The 21,458-nt window shown below is 40.2% G+C and carries 23 protein-coding genes; 8 read left to right on the forward strand and 15 right to left on the reverse strand.

Features of this window, described 5'->3' with window-relative positions; translation table 11 throughout:
- Window positions 1–25: 25 nt before the first annotated feature.
- Window positions 26–1,963 carry a DUF3857 domain-containing protein gene (locus E4S40_RS07025; protein WP_135072606.1) on the reverse strand — a complete coding sequence of 646 codons (1,938 nt, stop codon included), beginning with the start codon at window positions 1,961–1,963 and terminating at the stop codon, window positions 26–28.
- Window positions 1,953–3,812 carry a transglutaminase-like domain-containing protein gene (locus tag E4S40_RS07030; RefSeq protein WP_135072608.1) on the reverse strand — a complete coding sequence of 620 codons (1,860 nt, stop codon included), beginning with the start codon at window positions 3,810–3,812 and terminating at the stop codon, window positions 1,953–1,955. Before E4S40_RS07030 ends, E4S40_RS07025 begins: the two co-directional genes overlap by 11 nt.
- A gap of 205 nt (window positions 3,813–4,017) precedes the next feature.
- On the opposite strand from E4S40_RS07030, the gene E4S40_RS07035 reads away from it, so the two are divergent.
- Window positions 4,018–4,488 (forward strand): MaoC family dehydratase, encoded by a 471-nt coding sequence (locus E4S40_RS07035; protein ID WP_135072610.1) that lies wholly within the window; start codon window positions 4,018–4,020, stop codon window positions 4,486–4,488.
- Here the strand turns inward: E4S40_RS07035 and E4S40_RS07040 are convergent.
- From E4S40_RS07040 to E4S40_RS07055, 4 genes are all read right to left on the reverse strand, one after another.
- Entirely contained in the window at window positions 4,485–5,210 is a 726-nt protein-coding gene (locus tag E4S40_RS07040) for a tRNA threonylcarbamoyladenosine dehydratase (RefSeq protein ID WP_135072612.1), read from the reverse strand. The genes E4S40_RS07035 and E4S40_RS07040 overlap by 4 nt on opposite strands.
- On the reverse strand, window positions 5,207–5,851 hold the full coding sequence (locus tag E4S40_RS07045) for a TatD family hydrolase (protein ID WP_135072614.1): 645 nt from the start codon (window positions 5,849–5,851) through the stop codon (window positions 5,207–5,209). The genes E4S40_RS07040 and E4S40_RS07045 overlap by 4 nt, the downstream gene beginning before the upstream one ends.
- Window positions 5,852–5,892: 41 nt before the next feature.
- The gene (locus tag E4S40_RS07050) at window positions 5,893–7,215 is read right to left on the reverse strand and encodes a serine hydrolase domain-containing protein (RefSeq protein WP_135072616.1); all 1,323 of its coding nucleotides are present in this window, start codon (window positions 7,213–7,215) and stop codon (window positions 5,893–5,895) included.
- 74 nt (window positions 7,216–7,289) lie between these two features.
- Window positions 7,290–9,722: an outer membrane beta-barrel protein gene (locus E4S40_RS07055; RefSeq protein WP_135072618.1), complete on the reverse strand. Its 2,433-nt coding sequence runs from the start codon at window positions 9,720–9,722 to the stop codon at window positions 7,290–7,292.
- A 23-nt stretch (window positions 9,723–9,745) separates the two neighbouring features.
- On the opposite strand from E4S40_RS07055, the gene E4S40_RS17075 reads away from it, so the two are divergent.
- On the forward strand, window positions 9,746–9,916 hold the full coding sequence (locus E4S40_RS17075; RefSeq protein WP_161971782.1) for a hypothetical protein: 171 nt from the start codon (window positions 9,746–9,748) through the stop codon (window positions 9,914–9,916).
- 16 nt (window positions 9,917–9,932) lie between these two features.
- Here E4S40_RS17075 and E4S40_RS07060 read toward each other — a convergent pair whose 3' ends face one another.
- The 3 genes from E4S40_RS07060 to E4S40_RS07070 form a co-directional block, all read right to left on the reverse strand.
- Entirely contained in the window at window positions 9,933–10,535 is a 603-nt protein-coding gene (locus E4S40_RS07060; protein WP_135072620.1) for a superoxide dismutase, read from the reverse strand.
- A gap of 104 nt (window positions 10,536–10,639) precedes the next feature.
- On the reverse strand, window positions 10,640–11,083 hold the full coding sequence (locus E4S40_RS07065; RefSeq protein ID WP_135072622.1) for a nucleoside deaminase: 444 nt from the start codon (window positions 11,081–11,083) through the stop codon (window positions 10,640–10,642).
- Window positions 11,083–12,219 carry a hypothetical protein gene (locus tag E4S40_RS07070; RefSeq protein ID WP_135072625.1) on the reverse strand — a complete coding sequence of 379 codons (1,137 nt, stop codon included), beginning with the start codon at window positions 12,217–12,219 and terminating at the stop codon, window positions 11,083–11,085. Before E4S40_RS07070 ends, E4S40_RS07065 begins: the two co-directional genes overlap by 1 nt.
- Before the next feature lie 240 nt (window positions 12,220–12,459).
- Here E4S40_RS07070 and E4S40_RS07075 point away from each other — a divergent pair, with 240 nt between their 5' ends.
- Window positions 12,460–13,569, forward strand: a complete 1,110-nt coding sequence (locus E4S40_RS07075) for a Na/Pi symporter (RefSeq protein ID WP_135072627.1) — start codon at window positions 12,460–12,462, stop codon at window positions 13,567–13,569.
- Here the strand turns inward: E4S40_RS07075 and deoC are convergent.
- Both deoC and E4S40_RS07085 read right to left on the reverse strand, forming a co-directional pair.
- The gene (gene deoC, locus E4S40_RS07080) at window positions 13,566–14,231 is read right to left on the reverse strand and encodes a deoxyribose-phosphate aldolase (RefSeq protein ID WP_135072629.1); all 666 of its coding nucleotides are present in this window, start codon (window positions 14,229–14,231) and stop codon (window positions 13,566–13,568) included. The two genes, E4S40_RS07075 and deoC, sit on opposite strands and share 4 nt — an antisense overlap.
- Entirely contained in the window at window positions 14,224–15,432 is a 1,209-nt protein-coding gene (locus E4S40_RS07085; protein WP_135072631.1) for an NAD(P)-dependent oxidoreductase, read from the reverse strand. Before E4S40_RS07085 ends, deoC begins: the two co-directional genes overlap by 8 nt.
- 33 nt (window positions 15,433–15,465) lie before the next feature.
- Here E4S40_RS07085 and E4S40_RS07090 point away from each other — a divergent pair, with 33 nt between their 5' ends.
- On the forward strand, window positions 15,466–16,050 hold the full coding sequence (locus tag E4S40_RS07090; protein ID WP_135072633.1) for a methyltransferase family protein: 585 nt from the start codon (window positions 15,466–15,468) through the stop codon (window positions 16,048–16,050).
- Window positions 16,051–16,108: 58 nt separating this feature from the next.
- Here the strand turns inward: E4S40_RS07090 and E4S40_RS07095 are convergent, their stop codons facing one another.
- From E4S40_RS07095 to E4S40_RS07110, 4 genes are read right to left on the reverse strand one after another with little or no spacing between them, the layout of a single operon-like run.
- Window positions 16,109–16,666 (reverse strand): FKBP-type peptidyl-prolyl cis-trans isomerase, encoded by a 558-nt coding sequence (locus E4S40_RS07095; protein ID WP_237563143.1) that lies wholly within the window; start codon window positions 16,664–16,666, stop codon window positions 16,109–16,111.
- Window positions 16,663–17,217, reverse strand: coding sequence for an FKBP-type peptidyl-prolyl cis-trans isomerase (locus tag E4S40_RS07100; protein ID WP_135072635.1), 555 nt, complete (start codon window positions 17,215–17,217; stop codon window positions 16,663–16,665). The genes E4S40_RS07095 and E4S40_RS07100 overlap by 4 nt, the downstream gene beginning before the upstream one ends.
- Before the next feature lie 15 nt (window positions 17,218–17,232).
- Window positions 17,233–18,159: an FKBP-type peptidyl-prolyl cis-trans isomerase gene (locus E4S40_RS07105; protein WP_135072638.1), complete on the reverse strand. Its 927-nt coding sequence runs from the start codon at window positions 18,157–18,159 to the stop codon at window positions 17,233–17,235.
- Window positions 18,160–18,189: 30 nt separating this feature from the next.
- Complete coding sequence (locus E4S40_RS07110; RefSeq protein WP_135072641.1) at window positions 18,190–19,224, reverse strand: DHH family phosphoesterase; 1,035 nt, start codon at window positions 19,222–19,224, stop codon at window positions 18,190–18,192.
- A gap of 187 nt (window positions 19,225–19,411) precedes the next feature.
- Between E4S40_RS07110 and E4S40_RS07115 the strand changes: the two genes are divergently transcribed.
- The 4 genes from E4S40_RS07115 to E4S40_RS07130 all read left to right on the forward strand — a co-directional run bounded on the left by E4S40_RS07115 (window position 19,412) and on the right by E4S40_RS07130 (window position 21,435).
- Window positions 19,412–19,834, forward strand: a complete 423-nt coding sequence (locus tag E4S40_RS07115; RefSeq protein ID WP_135072643.1) for a nucleoside-diphosphate kinase — start codon at window positions 19,412–19,414, stop codon at window positions 19,832–19,834.
- 117 nt (window positions 19,835–19,951) lie between these two features.
- Window positions 19,952–20,287, forward strand: coding sequence for an ArsR/SmtB family transcription factor (locus tag E4S40_RS07120; protein WP_135072645.1), 336 nt, complete (start codon window positions 19,952–19,954; stop codon window positions 20,285–20,287).
- Window positions 20,288–20,321: 34 nt separating this feature from the next.
- Entirely contained in the window at window positions 20,322–20,792 is a 471-nt protein-coding gene (locus tag E4S40_RS07125; RefSeq protein ID WP_135072648.1) for a DUF6428 family protein, read from the forward strand.
- Window positions 20,793–20,802: 10 nt separating this feature from the next.
- The gene (locus E4S40_RS07130; RefSeq protein WP_135072649.1) at window positions 20,803–21,435 is read left to right on the forward strand and encodes a low molecular weight phosphatase family protein; all 633 of its coding nucleotides are present in this window, start codon (window positions 20,803–20,805) and stop codon (window positions 21,433–21,435) included.
- Window positions 21,436–21,458: the final 23 nt, after the last annotated feature.

Here is a 21,458-nt window from a genome sequence, read left to right on the forward strand (position 1 = left end):
TTCATTATGGGAGGAGGATTTGATTTTAAGGATTTGCCACTTTTTTTAGTACAACTGGAGCTGAAAGCTTCGCTGCTACCGATTCCATGAAAAATTTCAAATCTCCATAGCGCTGAACGGGTATCAAAGGATTTCGTACTTCAAGCCTTGCCGTGATTTTTAACATATTGTCCATGATACTAGGCTGAAAGCTAAATCGTATATAATCACCTTGGATTGAAATATTTTCTGCCAATGGATAGTCATCTACTTCATATCCTTCTGGGATTTGAATATTAGCATTGTATGTTTCATTAAAGCTATATTCAAAGTCTACCGGGTAAATTCTGAAATCTTGTGTGAAGGGATTTTCTGCGAATGAAGAATATTGAAGCGGGTTGAAAATAAGGGTCTCTGCCTCACCAAAATTTGGAAGAACTCTCTCAAAATTTATCGTGAAGATATTTTTAGAAGCCAGTTCATCCTCTATTTGAATATTTTTGATTTCTTCATTTGGATTGCCTCCAGCTAGCAGCTCTTTCAGGAATCCAGGGTCATTATTTTCTCTTTTCATCAAATGTGCTGTATTCAAACCTCGATAGATCGAATTCCGGATGGAGTTTTTCATTACCAAGTTTTTGGCACTATCCAATTCTATTTGACTGAAATAGATGGAATTGGAATTATGCCTAATGGTGATGGGTACAAGCGAACTTTCCTCCTCCTTCAGAAGAAGTCCTGCCTTCACGTGTTTGTCTAAATCTACGTATCCAAACGGAGCCAATGGGTCACTGAGGTCAAGGAACTGCAGTTCTCCATCTAGCTTAGTCAGCAAAAGAATTTCATCAAATTGATTGAGAAAAGGGAAGGGGACCAATTCACTTCTACCATAACCCTTACTTCCGATTAAGACCGGATCACATTCTATTCCGACGGATTTCAATATTCCCATTAAGGCTAATACCAGTTCTCCGGGACTTCCTGTCTTTGAATTTAAAAGTTGATTGAGGGTCTTTTCTGGATAGATCCAATCTTCACCCTCATTTTGGAAATTATCCCTCAAATAATAGTATGCCTTTTCCGCAATTTCCCGCTGGGTGTTGCCAGAAATATCAAATTCTACAAGTTCTCTTTCAATTGGATTGCTACGATAATAACCTTTGTCCTTGTAATAATCGATTACCCCGTCGCCCAATTTCTGCCAAGTATCCAAGTAGTCTACCAATTCTACACCTCTTACTGGGTCATATTTTTGGTATTGTGATAGTTGGAATTCAATTCTATCCACATAATCCCGATAGTTTTTCATGTAAGGCTCTTCCTTACTTGAATAGAGATTTCTCAACTTCCAAGTATACAATCCATCGGAATTGGTGCTTTCGGCTCGGGTAGTGAAATTATAGCCCTGTCCCATCATTTTGTATTGGAGTTGGGGGATCATTTTGATCTGATATTCTGAATAGAGTGTTGGAATAGGATTTTGGAAAGTCCAACCATCTAAAAACACCTGATTCTTATCTGATTTTTTGTATTGATATTCTATGATGGAACCTATCTGAACATTAGGGAAGCTAATTCTATATTCCTTCATCCCATTTGCTAAGTCGACAAGGAAAATTCCGTCTTTTTCGACCTTGGTAACTTGTGGTTTACCATTTTCCACATTGGTGATTTGGGCTTTAATTCCACTGATTTCTTCCACCCGATCGTCCCCTGAATAGAAACGAATCCGGATATCTCCATATTCTTTACCTGCTTCCGTCAGGATTTTAAGGCGGACAAAGTATTTTGTTTCTAAAACGTCTCCAAAAAATTGAGTTTCGCCAAATTCTGCCAAAACTACTGCATCAGCTCCCGGTTCGTAGGAGACATCAGTCAGAGCAAATTCATTATCATTTATTTGCCCCATTTTTGAAGACTGTGCAAAACTTAGAGGGCCAACTAAAAGTGCGAAAGCCCCGATAAACAATGATTTAAAGTTCATTTGGTACTGAGTAATTTTTAATTAAATGAATAGGTCTGTTAGCTTGAAAATTCAGTTTTTTGATCAATGACTTTTTGTCTTCTTCCTCCATCTCATCATCGATATTCAGCTCGATGGTTCGCTTAATTTTGATGACTTGGTCTTCCTGCTCTATTTCAAATGAGAGTTGAGCTCCGGCTTCTTCCAGATTGTAAGAACTCAAATCCTCTTCCAAGCGGAGATTTTCGGGCAATTCTAGTGTGAACTCATCTTCCTGAACCAACCGCCCAGAATTGCTTGCCTGAGAGGAAATATCTCCCATAAAAGGTCTTAAAATCATCCGCTTTGCAGTCCGTTCGGCAAATCTTTGGAGGATACCCGAAAATGAAATGTTGGTAATGGGTAAGGAGTCCAAGGCATCATTTTGAAACTGCACTTCCTGAATAATAAGACCTGGAATAGGGAGTTGGGATGTAAGAAAGTTCCGTTGTTCCCGGTCATCTGCACTTTGGGTTTGCATTCTCAGTCTTTCGGAATAAATCCCTTGGTATTTTCTTGAAAATTCAATTTTGGCATTCCCTTGCTGATCTACCTGAATGTCGCTTTGAGTTTGGATTTTATTCCAGATTTCGTCTTGGTAATCTGGTGTTTTGGATAGATATCCTCCATCAGGGCCAGTCACCAGCACATGTCGATCTCTGGTAAAAGAGCCCAAGAAACCAGCTGGGATTAGGTTTGCAGTACATTCCAGCCAAATTGGATCTTGATCAGTAGGAACCTGTAAAATCACATGGTTGAACTGAGTCGAAGGAAGGTCAATTTCGATATCTCGGGCAAATTCTCCCGCCTGTACCAAGGTATAATTTGATGGGATTCCTACTGCGTTTAGCATGGCCTTCATGAGGTTAGTCAGTCCTTTACAGTCGCCATATGAATAATTCAGAACTTCTTCTGCGGTCATAGTTTGCCATCCACCCACTCCAAGCTGAATACTGACATAGCGAAAGTTTTTTTGAAGGTATTCATATAGAACTTCTACTTTCTCATACAGGTCTTCTTTGTCTTTGACCAACTCCTGGAGTTCTTTTTTGAATTTTTCAGGCAACTCATCTCTGCCTTTATTCAATTCATATTGCCAGCTAGCAAGCCCATTCCAGTCTTCCATTTTCCCTTCGAAACCATCCAATGAAAAATGAATTGGAGCTAGCAAAAGTCGATGATCGTCTTCGATTTTGAGGTCTCGATCTTGTACTGGTAAATCCTTCTCGATCCAAGAAAATTGTACCATTTCATCAGGAAGCTTTTCCTCCTTGAACTCTCCTAATAGATTTATAGCTTTATAGCGAAGACCCATGGATTCAGGGAAAATAATTTCCAACTGAGACTCCTTAACCTGCTGATTATAATGCTGAACTGGTATCCAAGCAGGTAGGTAAAAATTACTCTTGTATTCCTTTTCAGTCACCACCCGGACTGTTATTGGGAATTTTCTAGTTTGGATATTGTAAAATTTAAATCGCTGGTCATCAAAAGCATTGGTGACTGAATAAACCGCGGCATCACTCATGTCCCGAAGCCTTGCTTTTTCAATGATTTTTCCGGATTCCGGATCTTCGATTTCAAGACGAAAGTCAATTACTTTCGATAAGGAATTGTATTGAATACTATTAAGGACATGCTCTAGTCCTTCCTTTTTCAAAACTTGAACTTCAATTTCTCTTCGATGAATAAAGTTGAAATCGTCTTTTAATTCAATCCGCTGCTTTTCTGATAAAATAGAGAAAACTGGAATTTCATTAGGGTGATAATTTGGATAGAAAATCATCAAAAAAATCCCGAATATTCGGAGATACAAGAAAGGGATACTCATGTATTATTTCAGGGAAATTAATTATTGGTTTGGTGATCGATACAAAAGAACTAGAATTTTTTAAAAAAAATAGATTAGGTTGAAAAAATTTTTGTGACCCCGCATATCAAACTTCTGGTGATTTTACTTTCTATTTAAAGGTCTCGGTTGCATATAAAAAATAAACATCGCTAATTCGCTTTAAGCAAAAACTATCCTCTAGATCATGACAAATCCTATACGCATCGGCAGTTTTGAAGATTTTGAAGTATACAATGGAAAAGAGTTGGGAAACTCCGATTATTTCAAAATTACTCAAGATCAGATTAATCTATTTGCTGATGCGACGCATGATCATCAATGGATTCACACTGATCCAGAAAGGGCAAAAGCGGAAGGAGCATTTGGAAATACCATTGCTCACGGATACTTGACCTTGAGCATAGTCCCATTTTTGTGGGAGCAAATCGTTCAGGTGGAAAACCTGAAAATGATGATCAATTACGGAATAGAAAATCTGCGTTTTGCACAAGCTGTCACTGTGGATAGTGAAGTAAGACTTGTAGCCAAGCTTAAGAATGTGGCCAATCTTCGGGGGACAGTCAAAGCCGAAGTGGAGGTAAAGCTGGAAATCAAAGACCAAAAAAAACCGGCTTTCACCGGTGTTTTGATTTTCTTATATCACTTCCAAAATTAGGATTTCAGTAAGTCATTGATGACCGTAGCTGCGCAGGAGCATCCAAAAGCAGCTGGTAGGAAGGACATGGTGCCATATGCTGACTTTTTGAAGTTGGTGCCATCTGTCATCATAAGGCTCTCTCGAATTACCCGTTCCGTGGAGAAAACTGCTTTGAATCCTTTGTATATTTTCCGGTTTTTCAACCGCTTTCGAACTAACCTTGCCAGTTTACATTCGTAGGTTTCGGAAATATCGACTACACGGATTTTGGTGGGGTCTACCTTTCCACCGGCTCCCATAGAACTTACAAGTGGAAATTTTCTCCGATAAGCTCCTTCGATGAGGTGAAGTTTGGGAGTGAAACTGTCGATGCAATCAACCACATAATCAAACTCATTTTCTTCCAATAATTTGGTCATCGCATCAGGACGTAAAAATTCCCGAATGGCATGAACTTTCATCTTAGGATTGATCGCAAGTAGCCGCTCTTCCATCCACTCGGCTTTTGACTGGCCAACGTTTTTTTGCGTAGCAGGTAATTGTCGGTTGACATTGCTTATATCCACTGTATCGCCATCAATGATGGTCATTTCTCCCACTCCGGATCGGGCGATGAATTCAGCCGCAAAGGAGCCAACGCCTCCCAGACCTACGACCAACACATGCTTCTGGGCTAGTTTTTCTAATCCCTCTCTTCCCGTAATTAGCTCAGTCCGGCTCAGCCAGGCAAAGTCACTCATTTGATTTTTCTACTTGAGATTTGATTCCAGTTTTCTACGACCTGTTTTCGAAGATTTTCCACAGGCCGGACCAAAATTAAGGAAGCAGCTTCATATATGGAATCAATTCCTAGGGATGCATCGTCTGTTTCAAAAAAAATCCGATCTGAAGGACAGGCTTTTAACCAATTAGAAGCATTGGAGTTAGCATTCAGCAAAGCTTTCCCAAAGGAAAAATAAACCGGAAATTCCAACAATTGACTTGCTAAATGGGGTTTTAAATTCCAACCATGCCAAATAATGGAAGGTGGATTTTTATGATTTTTTAAATAGGCTAGTACTAAGTCGTGTGCCTTAACACAGTGGAGAATTATAGGAATATCCAGTTCCTCCGCAGTTTCAGCTTGAGCTTCGAAGGCAGCTTGTTGGATGGAAATACTCGGACCTCGAAGACGATCAAATCCACATTCACCAATGGCTAAGCAATTATCTTGTTTTGAAAGGGTTTTGACTTTCTGAAGTTGTTCTTTCCAATTTTCCTCCAAAAACCAGGGATGTAGACCTGCTGAAAAATATCCTACTGAGTTTGGAGTCTCATCGGAAGGTAGATTCCAAATTCCGGTAGAGGAGAGGTCATGGGTATGAAAGTCAAAAGACTGCATATTCCAAAGATCAAAAAAAGCCGGAAAATCCGGCTCTTTCTTTATTGCTTTTTGTATTGGAACGTCCCCCCTCCCTGTTTGAAGGTTAGGCTTTTCTCTTCAGGATTGAAGATGAAGACCGCACCCACCTGCTGAAATTCAAAGGTATGCTCAGCTGTCGGTTCTAAAGTTATTTCTGGCTGTCCTGTTGCCTGTACGACCAAGGCGTCATTTTTCTTGGTGAAAGTAAATTGCAAAGGAATTTGCTCTGAGGTATAGACCCCGAGATATTGATCGATTTCTGCAGGATCGAGGTCGTAAGTTTCAAAACTTGGAATCTCTACTTCCTTTCCAAAATAAGTGTTCAATAAGGCAAGTGTCACCTCATTTGCATTCCAATTCATGCCATTTGAAAGTGTGACGATGGTGAGTTTTTCATCTGGAAAATAACCCAGCAAAGACTGAAAACCATCAATCCCTCCATTGTGTCCAAAGGCTCGTTTTTCAAAATATGGGAATGAAAAAATTCCTCGACCAAAGCCATCCTTCATTTCGGTCATCTTCTGAAGGCTTTCTTCAGAGATTAATTTTCCTGCAAAAAGTGACTCAATGAATTTTGCAAGGTCTTCCACGTTGGATTGAAGAGCCCCTGCACCTAGCGGAATACTTGGATCAGTCTCAGGCGAAAGGATCCAACCTCCCCTAAATTCATAAGATCTAGCTTCGTCTTCAGAAGGGTTAATTTCATCAAAAACCCTAGTGTTCGATAATCCGAGTGGCTTGGTGATTTTTTCTTCCAAAAGTGTCTCAAAGTCTTTTCCATTAACTTTTTCTAGGATAAAAGTCAGCAGGATATAATTGGAGTTGGAATATTCTGCCTTCGAGTCCGGTTCGAAAACACTTCCTCCTGAACTGATGATTTGAATCAATTCAGCTTCTGTTTTTGGGGTGGTGAAATAGGTTAGATAGAGTGGGCTATCGGTAAAGTTTGCGATTCCACTCCTATGGTTCAAAAGTTGGTCTATCGTTATTTTTTCGGCATTTGGAATCTCAGGATAAAAATCAGAAAGCGCTTGATCCAATTTAATTTTCCCTTCTTCCAGGCTTTTAAAAATCAAAACCGAAGTAAACATCTTGGAAATAGAACCAATGTTGAACTTGGTAGAAGTCTCCAATTTTTGCCCTGTATCCCTATCTGCATATCCGACCGAGTAGGAGTAGACGGGATTACCCTCCGAAGATAAATATACGGTTCCCATGTATTTATCATGGGCAAAAAGAGCATCAAGGTAATTACTTGCTTGACTGAAGTCGGTTGTTTGGGAGAAGGAGTTTTGTCCAATGAGAGATAAAATGGAGAAAATAAAAAGGAGTCTACGTTTCATAAGAATTTCGAATTTTAAATAAAAAGCTCCCAACAAATATCTTCGTTGGGAGCTGGTTTTCAAAATGTTAAGTTTTAATCTAGTCGGTTTCTTTCTTCAGAGCTACCGGTGCTAGATCTCACACGGAAACTTTCACCTTGTGCAAATCTCCATCGAAGGGTAAAACGCACACCTTGATTGCTTCGGTACTGTCTGAATCCTGTATTGATATCAGCAAAGTCTACATTGGCTCGGATCACTTGGGTTCGGAAAAGATCTGTTCCATTGACGGCTAAGGTTACCTTATCTTTCATCAAGCTTTTGGTTATACCTGCATCCATCCATGCAAATCCTTCGATTGTTCCCTGCCCCCAAATTTGAGGACCAACGTACATGCCGACTAATTCGAGTTTAAATCCCTTTGGCAACTGAACATTGTGCTGAGTTCGGGCCATAAAGGATACTTGATCCACATCTAGGAAATCCTGTCCAATTTGGGATTTAAATTGATTGTAATTCACCTGAACCATGTTGGAAGTATTCCACCATTTCGTGATTTCTACAGGGACAATTCCTCTGAAATTCAAGTTTCTCGTCTTATCGAAATTATCGGTGAAAGTGGTGGTAGTTCTTTCTTCCTGATCCTGAATAAATACTTGCATAAAGGCATCTTCCGTCTCCGAATACCCCAGCGTGAATTGATAAGCCCCATTGATCACATGGTTCATCTCAATATTATTGGAGTATTGAGGACGGAGATTTGGATTTCCTCTTTCTGAAGTCAATGGATCGATGTAGTAGACAAAAGGATTCAACAATCGGTAATTAGGACGAGTGATTCGTCTATTGACATTGTAGATCACCTGGTATTTTTCGCTCACTTGATGCTGTACAAAGAAGCTAGGGAATAGGTTGAAATACTCTTGTTTGTTCTGTTGATCCAAGGTCACAGAATTACCCAAGATGTCAGAGTATTCCCCTCTTAAGCCAAATTGGTAATTTACCTTAGGACTGAATGAACCTTTGAGAGATGCATAAGCGGCCAATACATTTTCATTGTAAATGAACCGGTTGGAATTTGGATCTGGCTCAAATGGTCCTTCCTCAATTGATCGACTTAGATCTAAGTCATTGTCTGATTTCACCCAGCTTCCTTTTACACCTGTTTCCAATACTTTTCCATTTTTAAGCGGTTTGGTAAAGTCTACCTTCGCTGTGAAAATGGTATAGTACATATCATTTAAGGTCTGAATCCGATCTGTGTAAAAGTTAGCCTGTTGCTCCCCTGTCCAATATTCATTTGAAAGGATGGAAGTGGAATTGGCATCCATGATCGTATAATCTATATCGGAAGAGATTTTGGTGCCTAGTGTATCCAATTTTCCATCATAGTGGAGGTTTCCGAAAATCCGTGTTCTGGTTCCATTGTCATCATTCCAGGAGTTCAGATAGTTGAAGTCCGTTTCGCCTGGAATCGAAATCTCCGTAAAGGAGGTGTTGTTTGATCCGCCAGAAGATCGTGATGCCTGTAGATTGACTCCCAAGTTATGATTTGGGTTGATTTCATAGTTAGCAGATCCGGTGAAGTTTGGAGTACGGAAACGTGTCTTAATTCTGGAATCCTGTGTAAACCTGGAAGTTCCTTCTTCCAATTCAAAGTTCCGGATGATGTCCAGGTCATTGTAATTTGCGTATTCGTTGTAGTTCAAATTCGCATTGGTGGACCATTTTCCTTTTTTCACATTGATGGTAGCACCTCCAATTGGAGCAGCCAAGCCATTATATTGAGCACCGACTTGGATATTTCCGAATACTCCATCCACTGTATTTTTCTTCAATACAATATTGATTACTCCGGCAGCTCCCTCTGCATCAAATCGGGCAGAAGGGTTGTTGATCACCTCAATACTCTTGATGTTTTCGGCAGGCATAGAACGGAGGTAGTTGGCAAGGTCCGTCGCACTCATGTAGGTTGGGCGATCGTTGATCATGACAGTCACGCCACCTCTTCCATTCAAGATGATATTTCCATCCTGATCTACATATACGCCAGGTGATCTCCCGATTACATCCAATGTATTTGATCCTTCAGCCATGACCGTTCCTTCTACGTTCACGATCGTCTTATCAGGCTCGATGATGATTTCTGGACGAGAGGACTTGACAGTCACCTCATCCAATCCGGTCATTTCATCATTGATAGTGATGGTTCCGAAATCCCGGGTCATGCCAGGCACTAAATCAAATTTTTCCGATGTGAAAGTTGCATATCCAATGGAGGAAATAACCAGTTGAACTTTCGCAGACTTTACGGATTCGATGAAGAATACACCTTCCTCATCAGAAACTGCACCATCTACTAGTCCTCCTCCCTCGGTATTCACAAGGGCTACATTGGCAAAAGGTACTGGAGCTCCGGTTTGGTCTACCACTTTACCGGATAGTTTACTGATGTCTTTCGCTGCTAGGGTACTTAGTCCCATAAGGTAGAATAGGAAAGAAAGAAAAATCAAGTTGGCAGTTTTCATTTTAGTTGGTTTGAATTGTTTTCATGCCATCTAATGAAAAAGAAATGCCATTTGATGAGAAAGCCCTTGAAAAAGCAATAGGGGCCATTTTTCAACAAAATTTAAAAAGAGGCTTGTTCGAATACGAACAGTTTTTAGTATCAGGGCGAACAAAAAAATCCCCGGATCGGACACCCGGGGATCTTGTAAATTAAACTTTTTATCTCTGAATTAAAGAGCGGCTTGATAGCGCTTTTCTACTTCAGCCCAGTTAACTACATTCCAGAAAGCTGAGATGTAGTCAGGTCTTCTATTTTGGTAATTTAAGTAATAAGCGTGCTCCCATACGTCTAAGCCCAAGATTGGAGTTCCTTTGATTTCAGCCACGTCCATCAAAGGATTGTCTTGATTAGGAGTTGAAGAGACAGCAAGTCCGTTTTCCGTCACAACCAACCATGCCCAGCCAGAACCGAATCGAGTAGCCGCAGCTTTGTTGAAAGTATCTTTGAACTCAGCAAAAGTTCCAAACTTGGTGTTGATTGCTTCAGCTAATGCACCGCTAGGCTCGCCACCACCATTTGGGCTAAGGATAGTCCAAAACAAAGAGTGGTTGAAGTGACCTCCTCCATTGTTACGAACTGCAGTGTGAGCACCTGCTACTTTCATCAAATCCTCAAGGGATTTGCCTTCCAAGTCAGTACCTGCTACAGCATTGTTCAAATTAGTTACGTATCCATTGTGGTGCTTACCATAGTGGATTTCCATAGTTCTTGCATCGATATTCGGCTCAAGGGCGTCAAATGCATAGGGTAAAGATGGTAGTTCAAAAGCCATTTTTTCTCTAAAATTTATGGTTAAACATCTAATAAAATTTTCTATAGAATCTGCTTGGTAAACTCTTATCGAGTATAAAAGGTTCTTTTCTGTCAAAAAACATCCTATTTCCGGAGTTTTTCGAAAAATCTAAGTAATAAATCCCCGCATTCCTGCTCTAAAAGGCCTCCGCTAATCTTTGTCTTGGGATGAAGAATTTTCGGATTGGTCTGTCTAAACCCTCTTTTTGGATCAGAAGCTCCATAAAAGACCTGAGATATTTGGGACCAAAACAAAGCCCCACCGCACATGGTACATGGTTCCAAGGTCACATACAGCCTACAATCAGTTAGGTATTTAGCACCTAGAGTATTTTCAGCAGACGTTATTGCGATCATTTCCGCATGAGCGGTTACGTCCTGTAATTTTTCAGTTTGATTATAAGCTTTGGCAATGATTCTGTTTTTTGAGACGATGACTGCTCCAACAGGGATTTCACCTTCTTCGAAAGCGATCTGCGCCTGCTTGAGCGCCTCATTCATGAAATATTCATCAGAATAGAGCTCCATTATCTGAAGAAATCCAAAATTTCATTTCGAATGCCTTCATTAATTACGATGGCCAAAATCAGTGATACAACTAATCCGATTGTGGCTTTAGAAAGATCGCTACTTGCAAGTTTCAAGGCTTTAAATCTCCAAGCTTGTTTGTTTTTAGCTTTACCATGTTTTCCTATTGCAATGGCAAGTTCTCTACCTCCCAAAAGTCCAATGAAGACCCAAGTGGTACTCATCGGTACATTGTTGTACATCTTGAAGTAGAAAAGAATAATTGCATAGACGAAGTCTACAATAGTTGCTGCCCTTACGTCTGTTACATTGGTTTTTTCGTTTACGATGCCTTGGATTTTATCTCCTTTCATGTAGAAAAGAAATCCAAGTCCAATAAATACAAATCCTGCGTATGCTATAAACTCAAAGGTTCCCAATTGACGTGGAAGAAAAACCGCAATGTTGGCCGCATCTTGCATAATCCAAACTGACCAAAGTGTTCCGGATGTTATCCATTGCAATACAGTCCAGTAAGGTTTAGGTTTTCCCTTAAGATAATTTTTAACAAATCGTTCTAGTAAAAACCAAACAATAATGGCTACCACAAATGCCAGGATATATCCAAAGAAACTCTTTACCATTACGCTTGCAATGGTTCCGGCTTTGTAGGTGAAAACATTGAGAAGCAAGAAGGTGGTTGAAACTGGCATTCTCAATCGAGTCATTACCAGCAAGACAATAGGGGCGGCTAATTGCAAAAAGACGAAATTCTCAGGTGCCTTTTCCAATCCTGGAACAGATAGACGCTGATGACTGACATCTCCATCATAGACTACCCAACTGTAAGTGACTGTAGCCACAAAAATCATCCCCATGAAAATCCAAAGCCAGTACCATTTTCTATGTTGATTTGAGGCGATGAATGTTCCTATGGTCTGAATACTGTCATTGGCGATCGCAGAATAGGCTGCTAGGAAAAATCCAAACCACATGGCAGGATAGGTATAGGGTGCAATGATTGCCGCAATCGAAATCAAAATACAGATGACTATCAAAAAAGTTTTTTCTTTTTTGGTAAAGTCAAATAATGAATATGCTGTTTTGGAAAGGTTTTCCTGATTGATGTTTTGGTCAATGACTTTTTTCTTGGCCATGGTTTCTTTTGGTAGGAGATTGAGCAAAATTAAGTAAGTTATTTTAGCTCATAGTGTTAAGAAATTGTTAAGTCCAAAATATTACCTCGAATATTAGCTTTTTTGATATTGTTAATCCTAAAAAAAATTCAAATTTTGCCCTGTAATCAAATGAAATTTTGGATTCTACCTGATTAATCTTCGCGTACTTTTCCAATTCAAAAAGTCTAATTTAATACAAGACGACCCCGATCGAGATACATGGAAAACTGGGAAATTGAGCCAAAAAGAAATAAAAAATGGAAGAGCTATGTAATCGGTCTGATTGCCCTGCTCTTATTCATTTTTGCTATCGATTTACTCACGTTATCCATGGGGGATTTAAATAGCGGAGTAACAAAAGACCTGTTTTCTGCTACCCAAAATCCATTTATCAGCTTGTTCATCGGATTGTTAATGACTGCGCTTCTACAAAGCAGTTCTACGGTAACTTCAAGCGTAGTGGCTGTAGTAGCCGCAGGCACAATGACTTTGGACCAAGCGGTTCCTTTGGTGATGGGGGCAAATATTGGTACGACTCTGACAAGTACCTTGGTTTCTTTCTCCTATATCATGAAAAAGAAACAATTTAAAAGAGCGCTATCGGCCGGTATAATTCATGATATATTCAATATCATCACGGTTATTATTCTGCTTCCGCTAGAATTGTATTTTAAGCCTTTAACCAAACTGGCTATCTATTTTGCTCATTGGTTCGCACCTTCCGAAGAGTTCACAGGGCCAATGATTTACCATACACTATTTACTCGACCCGTCACCCAATGGTTAGCCGATATTATTGACATTCCTTTTTTGACCACCATTCTTGCTGTGTTTTTGGTGTTTGCTGCTATCAAATTATTGGCGACCTCTGTTTACCGTACATTTGTCAAGGATAGTTTCCAAGAGATCAATAATGTGATCTTTAAAAATCCAAATCTAGCTTTCCTTTATGGCACCTTTTTTACAGCCGCAGTTCAGTCCAGCACAGTGACCACATCCTTGGTTGTGCCTTTGGTTGCTACGAAAAAGGTCACGCTTAGAAAGGTGTTTCCCTTTATAGTAGGGGCAAATATTGGGACCACCATTACAGCTGGAATAGCAGCATTTTATAAAAGTGAGGCTGCCATAGCTTTGGCTATTGTCCACTTTTTATTCAATACATTTGGCGCGCTGATTATTCTGGGAATTCCAAGATTACGTGAGATTCCATTAAATCTCGCCAATTACATGGGAAAGAAATCCGTAGAATCAAGGGTTTGGGGATTTGCCTACCTGTTGCTGACTTTCTTTATTATCCCCTTTTTATTGATTTACCTTAGCTCAGATTAAGTTTGGGATGCTTTCCAGGCTTCAAAAAGTGCCTTCGCGCTACTTGTGCCGATCCGGTCAGCTCCTGCTTGAATTAGTTCCAGGGCAAAATCCAGGGTTTTGATTCCACCACTTGCTTTAATTCCAGTATTGGAAGAAAGGGTTTCCCGCATCAATTGAATATCTTCTACTTTGGCTCCGGTGGGTGCATAGCCGGTGGAGGTTTTTACAAAATCAGCTCCTGCGTCCTGGCAAATCAAGCAAGCTTCCTTGATTTGAGCTTGATCCAAATAGGCAGTTTCTATTATAACCTTTAGAATTCTGCCTTCATCATGACAAAGTTTTGCGATTTGGGCTATTTCAATTTTTGGCCAGTTCATACCGGAGTGGTAGGCAGTTTGTGACCAAACCAAATCCAATTCATCAGCGCCATTTTTAATTGCTTCCTGCGTTTGAGCAACCTTGCTGGCAGTATCCTCAAAGCCAAAAGGGAAGCCGATTACCGTCACGGTTTGTATATCCTCTTGTTCTAAGTCCCGACTAACTTTTTTTACCCAAAATGGAGGGACACAAACTCCTACAAATTGGAATTCGATAGCCTCTTTAATTAAAATAGCTACTTCTTCCAACTTCATGGTTGGCTTCAGAAGGGTAGATTCCAAAAATCGATTGAAGTTATTCATTCCCTTTTACGTAGTCTGTTAGATACATGTATTCCAAAGTCAAATCTCCATCTCGGGCGATGGTTGCTCGCTCCAAAATCGGAGAATTTTCTTCCAATAAAGCAGGAATAATCCATTCTGATAATTGACTGCCAAAATCCTGTGTAGCTTCTCGAGGAAGTTCACAAGGCAAATTGTCGATAGCCATCATGGAAATACTGTTTTGCTTTCCAAAGGCGGGAAGTTCTTGACCACTATCTCGGTCCACATCAAAGACGGGAGAGGCAATAGTGGATGGCCGAAGGGTGGTAGGAATGTATCCGTTGATATCACAGGTAATATCAGCAATCACTGAAATTGAAAAATCCGGTGAGGAAATTTCATTAAGTTGGAAAAGCTGTGGAGCTTTTGGATCCCAGAAAACAGCACCAATCAGGATTTCGCCCTGTTCGGCATATTTCGAAAAATGACTTTCGTAAAGAGAAGGGTTGTCATAAAATTCCTGCTTATCAAATCCTCCATCAGTTTTTCGACCATTGTAGTCTCCTACATCCAATTGGACGTAGACAGGTTCTTCAAAATACTGGTTCAAAAATTCCTCAGGGCTGACTTGACGGATATTCATGCTGTCTAGAATTTCCTTGGCGCCTTTTCCTACTCTTCCCGTACCTGTCAAAATAATCCGAACAGGAGGAAGTTGAATTTTTTGGAGCTCGGTTTTTAATTCTTTCAGGTCAAAACACTCAAAAGCCCGCTTGATATGGAAAAGGTCAGTTTTTTGTCCGTAGGTCCAAAAAGCATTATACGCACCTACTACTCCAGCCCATCGCCCAAAGGCAACGACCCGATTTCCGGTCTCATCTGTTAGTACCTCATAATCGATCAATCGGATGTTTTTTTCCAAAATTTCCTGAAGCAGCTTTCGATTATAGGGTTGTTTTTTGATGGTGTGAGAAAAAAAGAAATAGGTTTTATTCGGGATCAGATTGTCTATTGGAACTTCCTTCACCCCAAATAATATATCGCAGCCAGAAATATCCTCTAGTACCTCAATTCCAGCCTCTTGATACTCGTCATCCGAAAAACCCCGGATAGGACTTGATTCTACATAAAACTGAAGTTCTCCAGCATATTTCTCACTCAAGCTTTTGAGTTGCTCAGGTGAAAAAGGAGCTCTTTTGTCTGGAGGATTTTTTCCCTCACGGATAATTCCGATTTTCATACAGCGTAAATCTTTACCGGATAAATTTAAGAAATGAATTACCTCTATTTGATCCTTTTATGGGCTTTGTTTTATGCTTTGCATAGCATTCTCGCCGCAGGCAAGTTAAAAAGAATTTTGAAGGAAAAATTAGGGGAAGCCTACAAATGGTATAGGCTGTTTTATTCCGTTTTTTCACTCTTTTTATTTATTCTGTTGATTTTGTTTACCCTAAAAATTCCACCTTCCTACGTTTATTATCCTGAAGGATTAGCAGAATATTTTGGGTATATGCTAGCTGCTTTTGGTACCATTATCATGATGCAGAGTTCGAAGGCCTGGTCATTAAGTAAGTTTATTGGGTTGAAGCCTCAGGAGGATTCGGAATCTGAACACTTGATCGTTTCGGGTTGGTATAAGCGCATTCGGCATCCGTTATATGCTGGATTAGTATTGATATTTATTGGATATTTTTTGGTATCTGGAACCTACACTTCGTTGGTACATTTAGGATGCCTGATTATTTATCTTCCTATGGGGATCTATTTTGAGGAAAAAAATCTAATCGCTCAATTCGGTCAGAAATATCTGAATTACAGAAAGGAAGTACCTGCCATTATACCGAAGCTAAAGCTATAATAAATCAAAAAGCCTCTCCAAATTTGATAGAAGAGGCTTTCTATTGGTTTAATTTATTCTAATCCAGTCCGTAGAAATCAATATCAAATCGAAGGACCGAGTTTGGCGGAATTAGGGCATTACTGGTTTGGTCTCGATAGGCGTAAGGTGAAGGAATGATAAATATTGCCTTCGAACCTGACCGCAATCTTCTAAAACCAATATCCCATCCAGTAATCACTGCCCCGGATCCTACCACGAAGTTGAAAATGGTATAAACTCGATTTTCAACCCAAATGTCATTATCGATCGCTACTTGTTCGATGGTGGTATCAAATACAGAACCGTCTGTAATCAAGGATCCAACGTAGTCCGAATATACTACATTCCCACCTGTTGGTCGTGAACCTTGTCCTTCTTCCTGGACAATCACCACTACGCCAGAAGGATCATGGATTCTATACAGACTATCAATACGGGCTGTATCCAAATAGGCATCGATTTTTTCACGATCAATGGCCAAATTTCCCTCCACATCGTAAGTAGGACCTACTACAAACGGATTGTTGGGTTCACAGGCCATCATTAGAAAGACACCTAGAATAGCAAAGACCGGAATCCTTAAAAACTTGATCATTGTTGTGGTCCTTTTTTGATATCAATTAAGTGAAGCTCGAAAATCAAGGGGGAATTTGGTGGGATATCACCCTGAGAAGCATTTCCATAGCCATAAAGAGAAGGCATTATGACAGTGGCTTTGTCTCCAGCTTCCATGATGGCAATGGCCGCCTCGAATCCCTCGATTAGTTGGCCTCTTCCCAAAATAAATTTGATTGGGATATAATTTCTGTTTTCAGAATAAATGTTGTTTTGCCGGGCTACAGATTCAATCGAAGTATCAAAAACCTTGTTGCTCAGCAACTTTCCCGTGTAATTTACCCGTACGGTATCACCAGGAACTGGCAATTGTCCACTATTTGACATTTCCTGCCAGATCACCCGAAAGCCCGTGACTTCATCCACGAAATCCTTTGGGCCAGTAATGGGATTGGCCGCCAAATATTCTTCAATGGCTTTTTTATCTCTTTCCAGAATTGTTTCTACGGTAGATTCTGGATCTACACAGGCAGAAAACGAAATCCCGATAAGAACAAGCGCAAGGAATGAAATAAAAGGTTGTAATCTCATGGGGTTCTTTTAGATTTATTTTTGAACGTCTTTCACTTCAACGTCAAAGATCAAAATAGAGTTAGGGCCGATCAAGCTTCCAGCACCATTTTCTCCGTAAGCAAGTGGTGAAGGAATAAGGAACTTCGCCTTGGATCCCTTCTTCAAGAGCATCAATCCTTCATCCCAGCCAGGAATAACCTGTCCCATTCCTACATTGACTGGAAGCGGCTCATAAGGTCTTGATGGATTGTAAATTCCTTTTTCCTGAGCAAGGGACTCAATGGAAGTGTCGAATATGGTTCCGTCAAGCAAGTAACCTGCATAATCAACATACATAGTTGTTCCAGGAGTAGTTTCAGGTCCAGTTCCTTCTTGCTCGATCACATAGTACAAGCCATTTTCAGTCTTTTGAACATCCAAATCGTTTGCCTGAGCATATTCCTCGATTTTTTGTCCGTCCTCAACCATCAGGACTTTAGCTCTTTCAGCACGTTTCTCGCTATCAATTCGAGAAGCTTCCATGAAAAACTGACTCAAAGAATCCTGAGAAATGATGTCAAACACCCCCAAATTTACCTGAAGCTGATCTTCTGCATTCAAGAAAGGAGGGAAGTTAGGACCGAAAATCGTTTGAACACTTGAATTAAAGGTGATGCTGTCACCCTTACGTAAAGCCATGAAGATTTCATCCATTCCGTTGTTTACGGCAATGGTGTCATTGGCCATCAGATATCCTGGTACGGGTTGATCCAAGGTGGAATAAATCACAGAATCATCTGCGTTTTTGATCTGAAGGTGATACAGGTAAATATCGCCATTGGCAGCCTTTTCAGAGCCTTCTTCGATATAGGTGTATTCGATTCCGTCTTTTTGGGTGACTTTGGTTTTTTGACAAGAAGTCATTGCGCCAGCAATAAGAAACAAAGCAATAATTGCTTTAAGACTAAGGGTATTTTTCATAAGTAGTGTAAGGTTTCTAATTTTTTGGGATCAATTGGCAGATACTGCATTCTCATGGAAAAGATCTTCTTGATGTTCTTCCACTAGCTTCTCAAACCGTTCAATAGTGTCTTTAAGGCTTTGGTCTGATTTTCCACCAGCTGCGTTTTTATGCCCTCCTCCATTGAAATAGTCAGCTGCAAATTTATTTACTGCCACGTCCACAGAAGAGCGGAAGGAAATTTTGATTCCGTCTTCTCGCTCTGAAAACAATGCCGCCAATTTAATTCCATCCAAAGATAGTGCATAATTCACCAAGCCTTCTGTATCTCCGGTGCGGCTTTGATATTTTTTAAGATCTTTTTTGCTGATGACAAAATAGGCGGTATGCAGGTCTTCTCGAATAATCAATCGTCGAGTAATTGCAAAGCCGATAAATTTTAGTCGATTGACCGAATTAGAGTCGTAAATCCAATTGGAAATCTGAGAAACATTGGCTCCTAAATCAATCAACTCGGCAACGACCAAGTGTACATTTTTTGTGGTGTTTGGATGTCTGAAGCCTCCGGTGTCAGTTAAAATTCCTGCGTAAAGACACTCAGCGATGTCTTTATCGATCAAATCCCGATCCCCGAGCTTGACGATGAGTTCATAGACCAGTTCACAAGTTGCGGCGGCTTCAGTACTCCAGTAACGGAAATCTGCAAAATCTTCCGGGTCCTGATGATGGTCAATATTTACGATATAAGCATCCGATTTTCGGATGAGCTCTCCCAATTCATTTACCCGGTTCAAAACCGAAAAGTCGAGGCAAATCACCATATCAGCTTTTTTTAGAGCTTCCTTGGCTAATTTCTGATCCTCTTCTTTGCTGAAGTCGAGCACCAAATCATTCCCTTCCATCCAGTGCAGAAAGGATGGATAATCAGTAGGAGTCACGACCGTCACCTGATGCCCTTTTTTCTTAAGGTAATTTGCCATACCCAAAGAAGATCCCAATGCATCTGCATCAGGCTTGACATGGGTAGTGATAAATATATTTTTGGGGGAGGAGATTTCTTTTTTAAACGAGGCTAATGCTTCCATTATCTAATTCTCTACGGCACAAAGGCACTAGTAGTGCGCAAAGGTCAGGATTTTTTTCGCAAATGCCAAAGTGCTCAGCTTGCTGAAAATGAGAGAAATAACGGATAAATACCTGGGGGCGTTCGGATTCTCTGCCCTTTTCTACTATTTTTGCGCCCGAATTAAACCAATGTAAACTCAAATAAACATGGCAGGAAACAGAACATTCACCATGATCAAGCCTGATGCTTTTGAAGCGGGCAATTCAGGAGCAATCTTGAAGATGATCGAAGAGGCAGGCTTCAAAATCGTGGCAATGAAGGCTACCCGTTTGACTCCCGAAATGGCAGGCAAATTCTATGAAGTTCACAAGGAAAGACCTTTCTACAAGGACCTTTGTGCATACATGTCTTCTGGACCAATAATCGCAGCGATCTTGGAAAAAGACAATGCTGTTGAAGATTTCAGAAAACTGATTGGTGCTACCAACCCTGAGCAAGCAGCAGAAGGCACGATCAGAAAGATTTTCGCTAAATCAATCGAAGCGAATGCTGTTCACGGTTCCGACTCCGATGAAAATGCAGCTATCGAAGGAAACTTCTACTTCTCTCAATTCGAAAGAGTGATTTAATCCTTTATCAACTCAAATTTGATTGAAGCCTAAGGGAAAATTTCCTTAGGCTTTTTTTATTGGCCTTTACTTTCTTTTAAATTTATTATCGTAATATTACGATGAAATAAAAAATCCATGGGAGCTACCCAATCACATTTATTTACAGATGAGCAAAATGAGCTAGCCAGAATTGCTAGGGTTTTAGCTCATCCAGCTCGAATCGCCATCCTTCAATATCTCATCCAAGCCAATGCTTGTATTAATGGAGACCTGGTGCAGGAAATAGGACTTGCACAAGCTACGATCAGTCAGCATTTGCGGGAGTTGAAATCCATTGGGATCATTCAAGGAACCATAGACGGGGTGAAGGTTTCCTACTGTATTGACCCATTGCGTCTTTCAGAAATTAAAAAACAGCTCAACCAATTATTTGACAGTTTTTCATCTTCTTCCTTGGGAAACTGTTGCTAAGCATTCTACTAAATCAAAACCTAATTGCAGCACTATGAGACTTTCAGAAGTTAAAGAAGCCTTAACCCAAATAGATCATCTCCATTTTTATCTTCCCAATGGAGTCCAAATCCCAGATCACTTCCATATCACTGAGGTAGGGAAAGTTTCTAGGCATTTTATTGATTGTGGAGGTACGATTCGAAAAGAAGAGGTGATCAATTTTCAACTTTTTACTGCAGATGATTACGATCATCGGCTAAAAGCACAAAAACTTCTTTCGATCATTGAATTATCTGAAAAGCACTTGAATTTGGAGGATTTGGATATCGAAGTGGAATATCAAGGGGATACGATTGGGAAATATGGGTTGGAGTTTAAACAGGGAGGATTTTTCTTGACCAAAACCTTCACCGATTGTCTAGCCAAAGATCAATGTGGTATTCCAGCGAAAAAACCCAAAATCCGACTTTCTACTTTACAATCCCAGCAAAGTGAATGTCTTCCTGGTTCTGGCTGTTGCTAACCATTAAGAAATGAAATCAAATCCTAATTTTTTATTTCCTAAGCTTGCATCCACAATAGAGGAACTTAGGCAGTTGTCAATTTCAGAAGAACGAAAGAAAGTACTTCGGCCTTTGGTTTTATATATTCAGCGTTGTGTTCAGGAAAGCAAAACCTGCAATCTCAATTTTATCTGCACGCATAATTCCCGCCGTAGTCAATTTGGTCAAATTTGGGCCAAGGTTGCCTCTGAATATTTTGGGATTTCTGCCAATTGTTTTTCCGGGGGAATGGAAGTGACAGCTTTCAATGAACGGGCAGTAGAATCTCTTAAAAGAAGTGGTTTTAAGATTTCTTCGAAGGGAAAAGGTAACCCTATTTATGCTGTTTCTTTTTCGGAAAATTCAGACCCTATCGTTTGTTTTTCAAAATTGTATGATGATCGCGTGAATCATGTTGAAAATTTTGCAGCAGTGATGACTTGCGACCATGCCGAAGAAAACTGTCCCTTTATCCCGGGGGCAGAGGTGCGGATTCCGTTACATTACAAAGACCCTAAGGAATTTGACGGAACAGACTTGGAAGAGAAAAAATATGATGAGCGGTCCATGCAGATCGCTTCAGAAATGTTTCATGTTTTTTCTGAGGCAGAAAAGCAGGGATAAACCTTTTTGAAGGCAAAACGAAC

It is taken from the genome of Algoriphagus kandeliae, from assembly GCF_004571135.1.
Lineage (GTDB): Bacteria > Bacteroidota > Bacteroidia > Cytophagales > Cyclobacteriaceae > Algoriphagus > Algoriphagus kandeliae.